The following is a 13,900-nucleotide window of genomic DNA, read 5'->3' on the forward strand; positions in this document are numbered from 1 at the left end:
TTCGCGGTCATGTCCGCTTGCGTTTGGCGCTGATATCCGCCTGCGCTTTGGCGTCAACGTTCGCTTTCGCTCTCGTCTCGCGCACGCTCTCAAACAGCTCAGGTGTTGTAAGGTTAAGTCTCACGGGTCATTAGTATCGGTTAGCTCAACGCCTCGCAGCGCTTACACATCCGACCTATCAACGTCATCGTCTTTAACGTCCCTACAGGAGGCTCTAGGCCTCAGGGAAGACTCATCTCGAGGCAAGTTTCCCGCTTAGATGCTTTCAGCGGTTATCTCTTCCGCACGTAGCTACCGGGCAATGCCATTGGCATGACAACCCGAACACCAGTGGTGCGTCCACTCCGGTCCTCTCGTACTAGGAGCAGCCCCTCTCAATCTTCCAGCGCCCACGGCAGATAGGGACCGAACTGTCTCACGACGTTCTAAACCCAGCTCACGTACCACTTTAAATGGCGAACAGCCATACCCTTGGGACCTACTTCAGCCCCAGGATGTGATGAGCCGACATCGAGGTGCCAAACACCGCCGTCGATATGAACTCTTGGGCGGTATCAGCCTGTTATCCCCGGAGTACCTTTTATCCGTTGAGCGATGGCCCTTCCATTCAGAACCACCGGATCACTAAGACCTGCTTTCGCACCTGCTCGAGCCGTCACTCTCGCAGCCAAGCTAGCTTATGCCTTTGCACTAACCTCACGATGTCCGACCGTGATTAGCTAACCTTCGTGCTCCTCCGTTACTCTTTGGGAGGAGACCGCCCCAGTCAAACTACCCACCAGACACTGTCCTCGGCCCGGATAACGGGCCTGAGTGAGAACATCAAACATTAAAGGGTGGTATTTCAAGGTTGGCTCCATGCAGACTGGCGTCCACACTTCAAAGCCTCCCACCTATCCTACACATCAAGGTTCAATGTTCAGTGTCAAGCTATAGTAAAGGTTCACGGGGTCTTTCCGTCTTGCCGCGGGTACACCGCATCTTCACGGCGAGTTCAATTTCACTGAGTCTCGGGTGGAGACAGCCTGGCCATCATTACGCCATTCGTGCAGGTCGGAACTTACCCGACAAGGAATTTCGCTACCTTAGGACCGTTATAGTTACGGCCGCCGTTTACCGGGGCTTCGATCAAGGGCTTCTCGCAAGCGATAACCCCATCAATTAACCTTCCGGCACCGGGCAGGCGTCACACCGTATACGTCCACTTTCGTGTTTGCACAGTGCTGTGTTTTTAATAAACAGTTGCAGCCAGCTGGTATCTGCGACTGGCTTCAGCTCGGGGCGCAAGACCCTCCACCTACGTGCCAGCGTGCCTTCTCCCGAAGTTACGGCACCATTTTGCCTAGTTCCTTCACCCGAGTTCTCTCAAGCGCCTGGGTATTCTCTACCTGACCACCTGTGTCGGTTTGGGGTACGATTCGATGTGACCTGGAGCTTAGAGGCTTTTCCTGGAAGCGTAGCATCAATTCCTTCACCACCCTGGTGGCTCGTCATCACGCCTCAGTGTTAAGAATGAGCGGATTTGCCTGCTCGTTCCACCTTCACGCTTGAACCGGGACAACCGTCGCCCGGCGAACCTAGCTTTCTCCGTCCCCCCTTCGCAGTCACACCCAGTACAGGAATATTAACCTGTTTCCCATCGACTACGCCTTTCGGCCTCGCCTTAGGGGTCGACTCACCCTGCTCCGATTAACGTTGAACAGGAACCCTTGGTCTTCCGGCGAGCGGGCTTTTCACCCGCTTTATCGTTACTTATGCCAGCATTCGCACTTCTGATACCTCCAGCAGCCCTCACAGGCCACCTTCGCAGGCTTACAGAACGCTCCCCTACCCAACAACACTTACGTGTCGCTGCCGCAGCTTCGGTGCATGGTTTAGCCCCGTTACATCTTCCGCGCAGGCCGACTCGACCAGTGAGCTATTACGCTTTCTTTAAATGATGGCTGCTTCTAAGCCAACATCCTGGCTGTCTGGGCCTTCCCACATCGTTTCCCACTTAACCATGACTTTGGGACCTTAGCTGGCGGTCTGGGTTGTTTCCCTCTTCACGACGGACGTTAGCACCCGCCGTGTGTCTCCCGTGATAACATTCTACGGTATTCGCAGTTTGCATCGGGTTGGTAATCCGGGATGGACCCCTAGCCGAAACAGTGCTCTACCCCCGTAGATAACTTCACGAGGCGCTACCTAAATAGCTTTCGGGGAGAACCAGCTATCTCCCGGTTTGATTGGCCTTTCACCCCCAGCCACAAGTCATCCGCTAATTTTTCAACATTAGTCGGTTCGGTCCTCCAGTTAGTGTTACCCAACCTTCAACCTGCCCATGGCTAGATCACCGGGTTTCGGGTCTATACCCTGCAACTAGACGCCCAGTTAAGACTCGGTTTCCCTACGGCTCCCCTATACGGTTAACCTTGCTACAGAATATAAGTCGCTGACCCATTATACAAAAGGTACGCAGTCACACCCCGAAGGATGCTCCCACTGCTTGTACGTACACGGTTTCAGGTTCTATTTCACTCCCCTCGCCGGGGTTCTTTTCGCCTTTCCCTCTCGGTACTGGTTCACTATCGGTCAGTCAGGAGTATTTAGCCTTGGAGGATGGTCCCCCCATCTTCAGACAGGATATCACGTGTCCCGCCCTACTCATCGAGCTCACAACAAGCGCACCTTCGGATACGGGGCTATCACCCTCTGTCGCCGGACTTCCCAGACCGTTCTCCTGATGCGCAAGCTGATGATGGCTATGGGCTGTTCCCCGTTCGCTCGCCGCTACTGGGGGAATCTCGGTTGATTTCTTTTCCTCAGGGTACTGAGATGTTTCAGTTCCCCTGGTTCACTTCGTCAGGCTATGGATTCACCTGACGATGATGCAACGAGTTGCACCGGGTTTCCCCATTCGGACATCGCCGGCTGATAACGCCTCATATCAGCTCACCGGCGCTTTTCGCAGATTAGCACGTCCTTCATCGCCTCTGACTGCCTAGGCATCCACCGTGTACGCTTAGTCACTTAACCTCACAACCCTGAGCTGTTTGCACCTTGTCCGACGGGCTGCACGACCGAAATCCGGCATTGCGCGGTACTCGGCATCCTCATGGACATCACGTCCACTTCGGTGCCTGCGTGTCGTGCGCCTTGCCCTGTCACCGCTCGCTCACCCTCGCCCCGGCGTAGTCTGTAAAGACCGCGCGGAAACGACAGTGCCTGTCGCAGTACAGTGCTAACGCTTGCGCGTTATCTCAGGTTTGCTTACTTCGTTTGAGAGACTCGCATACTGAGTTTGCACTTCAGCATGTGTTTCAAATTTTCAGCTTGTTCCGGATTGTTAAAGAGCGGTATTTCGCAGCGCGCTTGATAAACGCGCTCTGAAATAAATCAACGGCAGAAAAACCTCTCATCCCACAGGATGACAAAAACATCCCATGACGGAATGGTGGAGTTAAGCGGGATCGAACCGCTGACCTCCTGCGTGCAAAGCAGGCGCTCTCCCAGCTGAGCTATAGCCCCAAGTCGTTCACCTTGCATATGCCGTCGGTCACCCGCGCTGAGCCCGCTACCTGCGTGCACAGGTAATGCCTCGTTCATCACAGTTAGTAAACAGGACGACAGCCAGTCTCTCTTTTCGCCGCATGCCGGACACCGCCTGACACGCTTGCCTGGCGGCAACACGCTGCGGTCTCATTCATCGGGATAAGCGGAACTGGTAGGCCTGAGTGGACTTGAACCACCGACCTCACCCTTATCAGGGGTGCGCTCTAACCACCTGAGCTACAAGCCTATAGAAGGTTTTTCTTGCTCGTGACAGTTATCAGACAATCTGTGTGGACACGTCACTTAACGTATCGTCTAGATAAGGAGGTGATCCAACCGCAGGTTCCCCTACGGTTACCTTGTTACGACTTCACCCCAGTCATGAATCACAAAGTGGTAAGCGCCCTCCCGAAGGTTAAGCTACCTACTTCTTTTGCAACCCACTCCCATGGTGTGACGGGCGGTGTGTACAAGGCCCGGGAACGTATTCACCGTGGCATTCTGATCCACGATTACTAGCGATTCCGACTTCATGGAATCGAGTTGCAGACTCCAATCCGGACTACGACGCACTTTATGAGGTCCGCTGACTCTCGCGAGCTCGCTTCTCTTTGTATGCGCCATTGTATCACGTGTGTAGCCCTACTCGTAAGGACCATGATGACTTGACGTCATCCCCACCACCTTCCTCCGGTTTATCACCGGCAGTCTCCTTTGAGTTCCCGACCGAATCGCTGGCAACAAAGGATAAGGGTTGCGCTCGTTGCGGGACTTAACCCAACATTTCACAACACGAGCTGACGACAGCCATGCAACACCTGCCTCAGAGCTCCCGAAGGCACCAAGGCATCTCTGCCAAGTTCTCTGGATGTCAAGAGTAGGTAAGGTTCTTCGCGTTGCATCGAATTAAACCACATGCTCCACCGCTTGTGCAGGCCCCCGTCAATTCATTTGAGTTCTAACCTTGCGGCCGTACTCCCCAGGCGGTCGATTTAACGCGTTAGCTCCGAAAGCCACGGCTCAAGGCCACAACCTTCAAATCGACATCGTTTACAGCGTGGACTACCAGGGTATCTAATACTGTTTGCTCCCCACGCTTTCGTACCTGAGCGTCAGTCTTAGTCCAGGGGGCCGCCTTCGCCATCGGTATTCCTCCAGATCTCTACGCAATTCACCGCTACACCTGGAATTTTACCCCCCTCTACGAGACTCTAGCCTGCCAGTTTCAAATGCAGTTCCCAGGTTGAGCCCGGGGATTTCACATCTGACTTAACAGACTGCCTGCGTACACTTTACGCCCAGTAATTCCGATTAACGCTCGCACCCTCCGTATTACCGCGGCTGCTAGCACGGAGTTAGCCGGTGCTTCTTCTGCGGGTAACGTCAATCGATGGCGCTATTAACACCACCGCCTTCCTCCCCGCTGAAAGTGCTTTACAACCCGAAGGCCTTCTTCACACACGCGGCATGGCTGCATCAGGGTTTCCCCCATTGTGCAATATTCCCCACTGCTGCCTCCCGTAGGAGTCTGGACCGTGTCTCAGTTCCAGTGTGGCTGGTCATCCTCTCAGACCAGCTAGGGATCGTCGCCTAGGTGAGCCATTACCCCACCTACTAGCTAATCCCATCTGGGTTCATCCGATAGTGTGAGGCCCGAAGGTCCCCCACTTTGGTCTTGCGACGTTATGCGGTATTAGCTACCATTTCCAGTAGTTATCCCCCTCCATCGGGCAGATCCCCAGACATTACTCGCCCGTCCGCCGCTCGCCGGCAAAGAAGCAAGCTTCTTCCCGCTGCCGCTCGACTTGCATGTGTTAGGCCTGCCGCCAGCGTTCAATCTGAGCCATGATCAAACTCTTCAATTTAAAAGCTTGATGCTCAAAGAATTAAAACTGGTATTCTTATGAATATTCGTTGTTCACTCTTCAAGACTTGATATTTCGTGTATCGATATAGTCTTGTGAGTGCCCACACAGATTGTCTGATAAATTGTTAAAGAGCGCTGCGCTGCCGGAATCCGGCTGGCACGAGGTGGCATATATTACGCTTTCCTCTTACAGAGTCAAGCCCGCCGGGCCAACTTCTGCGGCGTTCAGCCTGCTGCGCCGTAGCGGTAACAGGCCGGACAATGGAGGCGCATTATAGGGGGTTCCGGCCCCATGGCAACCGGTATTTTCGTCAAACGGCACCGTTTGCTGCTTTCCACAGCAAATACCGGCTTATACCTGCTTTATACACAAACTTATCCACAACGACAGGCGCGAGAACAAAATTTGGCGAGCATCGCGCAATCGTTTTCGCTACAATTCAGGCAAATTTTTCTTGTCCGGGTCGAGTGGTCACGGACATCAATGCCGCTTCGGCATTGCCTAACAACGCCAGTTAACGTCATTGCTATTCATATCAAGGGTCATTTGCCATGCAACCACCACGTCCTGTCCGCCGCGCGCTGCTCAGCGTCTCCGACAAAGCCGGTATTCTGGAGTTCGCCCAATCTCTGTCCCAGCGCAGCGTTGAGCTGCTTTCCACCGGCGGCACCGCCCGCCTGCTGGCCAAGGCGGGCCTGCCGGTCACCGAAGTGTCAGACTATACGGGCTTTCCCGAAATGATGGACGGGCGTGTCAAAACGCTGCATCCCAAAGTGCATGGCGGCATTCTGGGACGTCGTGATATTGATGACGCCGTTATGCACGAGCATGACATTGCGCCGATTGATATGGTGGTGGTCAACCTTTATCCCTTCGCCGCCACGGTGGCGCACGCGGACTGTACCCGCGAAGAGGCGGTGGAGAACATTGATATCGGCGGCCCCACCATGGTGCGCTCTGCGGCCAAAAACCATAGAGATGTGGCAATTATAGTCAACAGCGCCGACTATCCCGCGGTACTTGCGGAAATGGACAGCCACGGCGGCTCGCTCACCCTGGAAACCCGATTCAACCTAGCGATTAAAGCATTTGAACATACCGCCGCCTATGACAGTATGATTGCCAACTACTTCGGCAGCCAGGTGCCGGCCTATCATGGCGACACCAAGCAGCCTTCCGGTCGCTTTCCGCGCACCCTCAATCTCAACTTTATTAAGAAACAGGACATGCGCTACGGCGAGAACAACCACCAATTGGCGGCGTTTTATACCGATCCCGAGACGCATGAAGCGTCGGTGGCCACCGCACGGCAGCTACAGGGGAAAACCCTTTCTTACAATAACATCGCCGACACCGATGCGGCGCTTGAATGCGTGAAGACCTTCACCGAGACGGCTTGCGTCATTGTTAAGCACGCCAACCCCTGCGGCGTGGCCACCGGCGATACCCTGCTGGCAGCCTATGATCGCGCCTACCAGACTGACCCCACTTCCGCGTTTGGCGGGATTATCGCCTTCAACCGGCCGCTGGACGCCGATACCGCCAAAGCGATCGTTGAGCCGCCAATTTGTGGAGGTCATTATCGCCCCAGCCGTCGACGATGACGCCCTAACGGTGCTGGCCGGTAAGCAAAACGTGCGGGTACTGGCCTGCGGGCGCTGGCAGCAGCAGACGCCGGGATTGGATTTCAAACGGGTTAACGGCGGCCTGTTAGTACAGGAGCGCGATGTGGGTATGGTGGATCTGCAGGATCTGCAAGTGGTTACCGAACGCCAGCCGACAGAGGCGGAAATGCGCGATGCGCTGTTTTGCTGGAAGGTGGCGAAATTCGTCAAATCCAACGCAATCGTTTATGCCCGCGAGCAGCGCACCATCGGTATCGGCGCCGGGCAAATGAGCCGCGTTTACTCGGCAAGAATCGCCGGCATCAAGGCGGCGGCCGAAGGTCTGGACGTCAAGGGATCGGCGATGGCCTCTGACGCCTTCTTTCCGTTCCGCGACGGTATCGACGCCGCGGCGGCGGTAGGCGTACGCTGTGTCATTCAACCGGGCGGATCGATTCGCGATAACGAAGTCATCGCCGCCGCCAATGAGCATGGCATCGCCATGATCTTTACCCATATGCGGCATTTCCGCCATTAAGCCCAGGAGTTAGCTCGCCATGAATATTTTGATTATCGGCAACGGCGGACGTGAACACGCCCTGTCCTGGAAAGCCGCGCGATCGACGCTTGCCGACAACGTATATGTTGCGCCCGGCAACGCCGGCACCGCGCTGGAACCAACGTTGCAAAATGTAGGCATCGCCGCGACCGATATTCCTGCGCTGATCGCCTTTGCCCAAGAACGTCACATCGGGCTGACCATCGTGGGGCCGGAAGCGCCGCTGGTGAAGGGGGGGGTGGATGCTTTCCGCGCCGCGGGCCTGCGGATTTTTGGCCCAACGCAAGCCGCCGCGCAGTTGGAGGGTTCCAAGGCCTTTAGCAAAGACTTCCTTGCCCGCCACGGAATTCCCACCGCGCGCTATGAGAACTTTACCGAGGTCGCGCCGGCGCTGGACTATGTGCGTCAGCGGGGCGCGCCGATCGTTATCAAAGCGGACGGTTTGGCTGCGGGCAAAGGCGTGATTGTCGCCATGACGCTGACGGAAGCGGAATCCGCCGTGAACGATATGCTGGCCGGCAACGCTTTTGGCGATGCGGGGCACCGTATTGTCATTGAAGAGTTTCTCGACGGTGAAGAGGCCAGCTTTATTGTCATGGTAGACGGTGAGCATGTGCTGCCGATGGCCACCAGCCAGGATCATAAACGCGTGGGCGATGGGGATATCGGCCCGAATACCGGCGGTATGGGCGCTTATTCACCGGCGCCGGTCGTGACCGATGAGGTCCATCGCAGGGTGATGAAGCAGGTGATTTGGCCAACGGTGAAAGGGATGGCGGCAGAGGGGAATGCCTATACCGGTTTCCTGTATGCCGGCCTGATGATAAGCCCTGATGGCCAGCCGAAAGTTATTGAGTTTAACTGCCGCTTCGGCGATCCGGAAACCCAACCTATTATGTTGCGCATGCGATCCGACCTGGTCGCCCACTGCCTGGCGGCCACCGAAGGCCGTTTGGACGAGGAAACCTCCGAGTGGGATGAACGGCCGGCGCTGGGCGTGGTATTGGCGGCGGGAGGTTATCCCGGCGACTACCGCACCGGGGATGAAATTAGCGGTCTACCGACAGCCGAGGCGGAAGGGGAAAAAATCTTTCACGCCGGCACCCGCCTGCATCAGGGTAAGGTGTTGACCCAGGGAGGCCGCGTGCTGTGCGTCACCGCGCTGGGGGCGACCGTTGCCGACGCGCAGGCCCGGGCCTACCGCGCGGCCAAGCCTGTCCATTGGCGTGAGGGTTTTTGCCGCCGCGATATCGGCTATCGCGCTATCGCTCGCGAAACCTAAACCCTCTCACGGAGCGGGGCCAGCGCGGTCCCGCCCCGCCACGGCGGCCTAGAGATCGTTCTCATTCGGCTGCCAGCGGCAGAAATTCTCATTGGCGACCAGCAGCAGCTGCGTACCTTCCGGCGCTTCCAACCAGGCAATCCCTAAGTCTCCCGACGCGTTGCGGGTGCGGCCGGCAAGCCAACCCGCGGCGCGCGCGTCGAAATCTGGCGTCGCCGTCCCACCTTGGCAAAGCGTAATCACACCGTTATGCCAAATCCCCTGCTTTAACCGGACCTGGCCGGCGCGCAGCGCCTGGCTGACTTCCAGCACGCGGCGGGCCTCGAACGCATACAGCTCCGTCTCGTCATCGCTAAGGGATTCTCGCCGCTGCCTGCGCTCGCGCTGCATGAAACTCAGCTTACCCTGCTGGTCGAAGCGTAGCTGTACCGTTTCAGGTTGTTCTCCGCTTTGCTGTCGGCGGATCTGACGCACCTCGCCCTGCGGGTATTCATAACGGGTCACGACCGTATCAGCGCCGCGATCGGCGATATAACCGGTGGCGGTAAACGCGGGGGGGGGTGATGGAAGCTACATGCCGTCAGCATCAAAGCCATAAGCCCTATCCGACCACAAAGCCGTAAAGACAAAAGGGGCATGGTTGCCCCTCTGCTTATTGTTTTCACCTGCACACTGCGTTTATTTGACTGCGTCTTTCAGTGCTTTACCAGAAACAAAGGCAGGTACGTTGGCAGCTGCAATTTTGATTTCTTTGCCAGTCTGCGGATTGCGGCCAGTGCGTTCGCTACGATGATTAATTTTGAAAGTGCCGAAACCAACCAATTGTACTGCATCACCCTCTTTAAGAGACTCGGTAATTGCTGCCAAAGTGGATTCCAGCGCAGACTTCGCTTGTGCCTTAGAAAGATCAGCTTTATCAGCAATTACATCAATCAGTTGAGTCTTGTTCATATGTTATCCTTACAGTGTGTTTATCGCTTGCTAAGCATCGAGTGCGACGGATATGCCGATTGACAGCACTCTCCTGCATACACGCACCGATAGCCACTTTTTTCACGCCCCCCCAAATGTAGACCAGACAGGGTGCTAATGTGAAGCCTTATGGACCAGCAAAACAGGTGTTAAATCACGTTTTTCTGCCTTATTGCTGCAAATTTATCCCAATATTGCTAATTCCGACCTCGCGCAGATCGGCGCGCAGTCCTTTAATCAATTCAATGTCGCGTTCTTCGCTGGCCGCCAATAAACGGTAAATTTCCCATTGCACATCCCATTCCTGCTCAATGGCCGGCAATGCATTTAGCTCTTCTTCAGTCATTTCCCGTTCCGCTTGGGTCATTTCCACCATCGCCACGCTACGAATAGACGTCTCGCTTACGGTGACGGCATGCGCCAACGTTTCTCCGCTCAAGCGAGAGTGAAGAAGTTCACTTAAAGCGACACAGGCGTCTATTGCGGGATAAACGCCATAAAAATTATAATCATCGGCGGCCGGAATCGCTTCCTCAAGTTTTTCCAGCTGCAAATCGAAATTGACCTTAGCATCTTTTACTACCAGCGTCTCCCAGACGAGATCCAGAATGCGCCGAAAAATCGCCGCGTCGCCAAAGGCGGTTTGTAGACAAAACAGCTGATAGGTAGGATACATGCGCTCACAGAGGGAAGCCATAAACGTGATATGTTGCCAGCTTTCCAGCTTTTCCAGGCGCAAATGTATCGGATTACGTAACATTGGGTGTCCCATTACTCTTTATCTTGCGCGCAATTTACCTGAAATTCGCGCCAGACTCTATTGCGGCGGGAAAAAGTCCGCTTCATCCCGCCCCTGCTGCCAGCGCTGAAAAGTCGTGCGGTTCGATGCCACCGCATCCGCCCAGCGCGTCGGCTCCGGCAAGCGGTAGCCGCGCATGCAAAGTTGCACCCAATGCAGGGCCGACTTCAGCCCCACCCGATGGCCGGTGGAAATAAACAGCGGATTGCAGCGCGGTTTGCTGCGCCACACCCAGGCCAGTTGCTCGCCTTTGTCCATCAGCGGCGCCAGCGCCCCCTGTTCTTCCGCCAGCGGCGCGAATTGACCGCATAAGCGTCGCTTGGCCACGCCGATGATCGGGATATCCACCAACAGGCCGAAATGGCTCGCTACGCCCAAACGCCGCGGATGCGAAATGCCATGGCCGTCCACCAGCAACAAATCGGGACGGCGGCCAAGCTTGTCCCATGCCGCCAGCAGCGCCGGATATTCGCGAAACGACAAAAAGCCGGGAATATAGGGCATTGTCGTGGCGACACGCGCCACCTGATATTCCAAGAGCTTCAGCGACGGAAAGCGCAGCAGGGCAATGGCGGCGCGCGTGACCTCGCCCCCTTGCTCAAAGCCGACATCGGCGCCGGCGATAAGCGCAGGCTGGGTAAAGGCGAAATCGTCGTGGCGTATAATTTTTCCCGCCGTGGCTATCTGTTCGGCGCGCAGCGCTGCGATATCCATACGTCTATGTCCTAACGGTGATAAGGCTGCGACAGCCGGTGTACCGCCTCAACGAAATGGCCCGCGTGCGCCGGCGGCACATCCTGATGAATGCCATGCCCAAGATTGAAGATATGCCCCTCGCCTGGGCCGAAACCCTCCAGTATAGCGGCCACTTCGCGCTCGATTCGCGCCGGCGAGCCGTAGAGCACCGACGGGTCCATATTCCCCTGCAATGCCACCTTGTCGCCAACCCGGCGGCGAGCGTCCGCAATATCGGTGCTCCAGTCAAGGCCGAGCGCATCGCAACCGGTGGCGGCCATCGCTTCCAGCCATTGGCCGCCGCCCTTGGTAAATAGCGTTACCGGCATCCGGCGGCCCTCATGTTCACCCTGGAGGCCGTCAACGATTTTGTGCATATAGTGCAGGGAAAATTCGCGATAATCCCGCGCCGGTCAGCGCGCCGCCCCAGGTGTCGAACAGCATGACCGCCTGGGCGCCCGCGCGGATTTGGCCGTTCAGATACAACACCACGCTGTCCGCCAGTTTATCCAGCAGCAAATGTAGCGTTTCCGGCTCGGCGTACAGCATCTGTTTGATTTTGGTGAAGGCCTTGGAGCTGCCGCCTTCCACCATATAGGTGGCCAGCGTCCAGGGACTGCCCGAGAAACCGATTAACGGTACCGCCCCCTCCAGACGCCCGCGAATGGCGCGCACCGCGTTCATCACATAGCCAAGCTCCTGCTCGGGATCGGGGATCGGCAGGTGTTCCACGTCGCGTCGGCTTTGTATGGGACGCGTAAAGCGCGGCCCTTCGTCCTGTTCAAACCACAGGCCCAGTCCCATGGCGTCCGGGACGGTGAGAATATCGGAAAACAGAATGGCGGCGTCCAGCGGGTAGCGGCGCAGCGGTTGCAGCGTCACCTCACAGGCCAGATCGGCATTGCGGCACAGCGACATGAAATCGCCAGCCTCGGCGCGCGTGACTTTGTATTCCGGCAAATAACGGCCGGCCTGGCGCATCATCCAGACCGGCGTTACGTCGACCGGCTGGCGCAGCAGGGCGCGCAAATAGCAGTCGTTTTTCAATTCACTCATTCGGGTATCCTTGCTGTTATGGGTGAATTGTAGCATGGGCACCGAGTTTTACCGATGCGTGCGACAAAGGGCAACGGTATCTTCGATCAACCGGCGCGCCACGGTCCCGGGCGGCGGCGGCGGTAGCGCGTCGTAACGATACCAGCCGGCGTCGAGAAGCTCGCTCGGATCATGCTGGATGTCGCCCCGGTCATAATCGGCCATAAACGCCATCATCAGCGAATGGGGAAACGGCCAGGGCTGGGAGGTCACGTAACGCACATTTTTCACCTGCACCTGCGTTTCCTCCATCACTTCACGCGCGACGCATTGCTCCAGCGTTTCGCCCACTTCAACAAAGCCGGCCAGCACGGTATAGATGTCTCCGCGATGGCGGCGGTGGCGCGCCAGCAAAATCTGGTCATCGCGGCGGATGGCCACGATAATGCAAGGGGCGATTTGCGGGTAATAACGTTCGTGGCAATGGTCGCACAGGCAGGCCCATTCCGTTTTACTCAAGCGCATCCGGTGGCCGCAATAACCGCAATGACGATGCGAACGGTAGAACTCCGCAAGCTGCACGCCCCGCTCGGCCAGTTGGAACAGGCCCGGCTCGGCATCAAGCATTTGCCGCCCCGATCCCATGTCCCGCGGCATTGTTTGGCGCACCAGCCAGACCGGATCCCCCGCCCATTCGCTGATGGGCAGCGCCAGCATGCCGGTCAGTCCCGCATCCGCCGAGCTGCCGAAAGGCAGTTCCCCCTGCGGCAGCCAGAGTTTGGCCTCCTGGCTGACCATCCACCAGCCCCGTTCATACCCACTAAGTTCGTGTTCCATTTTAGTTGCATTACCTCTTATTCACTGGCAAGCTAGAAAACCTTAACGTTTTACTCGCTTTTATTTATCCGTCACGCAGCGTTATTTTTATCACTACGGAGTCAATCATGCTAAACCAGTTGGAAAATCTGGCGAAATGCGTTGCTGGCAATAATGAATTTATTGATCAGTGGTTACAGGCCCGCAAGGGACTTTTGGTGGCGTACTACCATTTGATCGGCCTAAAGCCCAACAAAGAAAAGCATACTCCCCTGGACGAAGAAGCGCTGGACGCCTTTTGCCATCAGTTGGTGGATTATCTCTCCGCCGGTCATTTCCACGTTTACGATCGTATCGTGCCGGAAGGGGAAACGACGTCCGCGCTGATTTACAGCGCTCTACAAGAAAACACGCAGCAGATCATGGCGCTTTACGACAGTCACCTTGAAAGCGCTATCGACCACGACAACTATCTGGCGTTCCAGGAAGCGTTGTCTGGCGTTCCAGGAAGCGTTGTCTGGCGTGGGTGAAGCGTTGGCGAACCGTTTCATCCTTGAGGATAAACTGATTCAGCAGGCGCTGGAGTACAGTGTGCAGGCCGCATCGGCCCTCCCTGCCGCCAATAGCGCCGATATTGCCCGCCCGGCCTGAATCACCCAGGTAACGGTCAGCGCCGACGTTGCCATTTAGTGCCAA

6 protein-coding genes, 2 tRNA genes, 2 rRNA genes and 4 pseudogenes are annotated in these 13,900 nt (G+C 56.5%); 4 read left to right on the top strand and 10 right to left on the bottom strand.

Features of this window, described 5'->3' with window-relative positions:
* Positions 1-109: 109 nt before the first annotated feature.
* From SOPEG_RS19070 to SOPEG_RS19085, 4 genes are all read right to left on the bottom strand, one after another.
* Positions 110-3,018, bottom strand: a 23S ribosomal RNA gene (locus SOPEG_RS19070).
* A 416-nt stretch (positions 3,019-3,434) separates the two neighbouring features.
* Positions 3,435-3,510: transfer RNA gene (locus tag SOPEG_RS19075), tRNA-Ala, on the bottom strand.
* Positions 3,511-3,704: 194 nt separating this feature from the next.
* Positions 3,705-3,781: transfer RNA gene (locus SOPEG_RS19080), tRNA-Ile, on the bottom strand.
* Positions 3,782-3,854: 73 nt separating this feature from the next.
* Positions 3,855-5,399 (bottom strand): 16S ribosomal RNA (locus SOPEG_RS19085).
* The 16S and 23S rRNA genes sit together here with 2 tRNA genes alongside, the layout of an rRNA operon.
* Positions 5,400-5,662: 263 nt before the next feature.
* Between SOPEG_RS19085 and SOPEG_RS28420 the strand changes: the two genes are divergently transcribed.
* From SOPEG_RS28420 to purD, 3 genes and pseudogenes are all read left to right on the top strand, one after another.
* Positions 5,663-5,920, top strand: coding sequence for a hypothetical protein (locus SOPEG_RS28420; RefSeq protein ID WP_158382482.1), 258 nt, complete (start codon positions 5,663-5,665; stop codon positions 5,918-5,920).
* Positions 5,921-5,953: 33 nt separating this feature from the next.
* Positions 5,954-7,544 (top strand): annotated as a pseudogene (gene purH, locus SOPEG_RS19090) (bifunctional phosphoribosylaminoimidazolecarboxamide formyltransferase/IMP cyclohydrolase).
* Between the two features lie 19 nt (positions 7,545-7,563).
* On the top strand, positions 7,564-8,847 hold the full coding sequence (purD, locus tag SOPEG_RS19095) for a phosphoribosylamine--glycine ligase (protein ID WP_025246530.1): 1,284 nt from the start codon (positions 7,564-7,566) through the stop codon (positions 8,845-8,847).
* Between the two features lie 48 nt (positions 8,848-8,895).
* Here the strand turns inward: purD and SOPEG_RS19100 are convergent.
* The 6 genes and pseudogenes from SOPEG_RS19100 to nudC all read right to left on the bottom strand — a co-directional run bounded on the left by SOPEG_RS19100 (position 8,896) and on the right by nudC (position 13,225).
* Positions 8,896-9,443: pseudogene (locus SOPEG_RS19100) on the bottom strand (DUF1481 domain-containing protein).
* A gap of 82 nt (positions 9,444-9,525) precedes the next feature.
* Complete coding sequence (gene hupA / locus SOPEG_RS19105; RefSeq protein WP_025246531.1) at positions 9,526-9,798, bottom strand: nucleoid-associated protein HU-alpha; 273 nt, start codon at positions 9,796-9,798, stop codon at positions 9,526-9,528.
* A gap of 190 nt (positions 9,799-9,988) precedes the next feature.
* Positions 9,989-10,579, bottom strand: coding sequence for a YjaG family protein (locus SOPEG_RS19110; RefSeq protein WP_025246532.1), 591 nt, complete (start codon positions 10,577-10,579; stop codon positions 9,989-9,991).
* Positions 10,580-10,636: 57 nt separating this feature from the next.
* A complete protein-coding gene (gene nfi, locus SOPEG_RS19115) occupies positions 10,637-11,332 on the bottom strand; it encodes a deoxyribonuclease V (RefSeq protein ID WP_025246533.1) in 696 nt (231 codons plus the stop codon).
* 11 nt (positions 11,333-11,343) lie between these two features.
* Positions 11,344-12,409: pseudogene (gene hemE / locus SOPEG_RS19120) on the bottom strand (uroporphyrinogen decarboxylase).
* Positions 12,410-12,457: 48 nt separating this feature from the next.
* The gene (gene nudC / locus SOPEG_RS19125; protein WP_025246534.1) at positions 12,458-13,225 is read right to left on the bottom strand and encodes an NAD(+) diphosphatase; all 768 of its coding nucleotides are present in this window, start codon (positions 13,223-13,225) and stop codon (positions 12,458-12,460) included.
* A 107-nt stretch (positions 13,226-13,332) separates the two neighbouring features.
* Here nudC and rsd point away from each other — a divergent pair.
* Positions 13,333-13,855 (top strand): annotated as a pseudogene (gene rsd, locus SOPEG_RS19130) (sigma D regulator).
* Positions 13,856-13,900 lie beyond the last annotated feature (45 nt).

This window comes from Candidatus Sodalis pierantonius str. SOPE, assembly GCF_000517405.1.
GTDB classification, from domain to species: domain Bacteria; phylum Pseudomonadota; class Gammaproteobacteria; order Enterobacterales; family Enterobacteriaceae; genus Sodalis_C; species Sodalis_C pierantonii.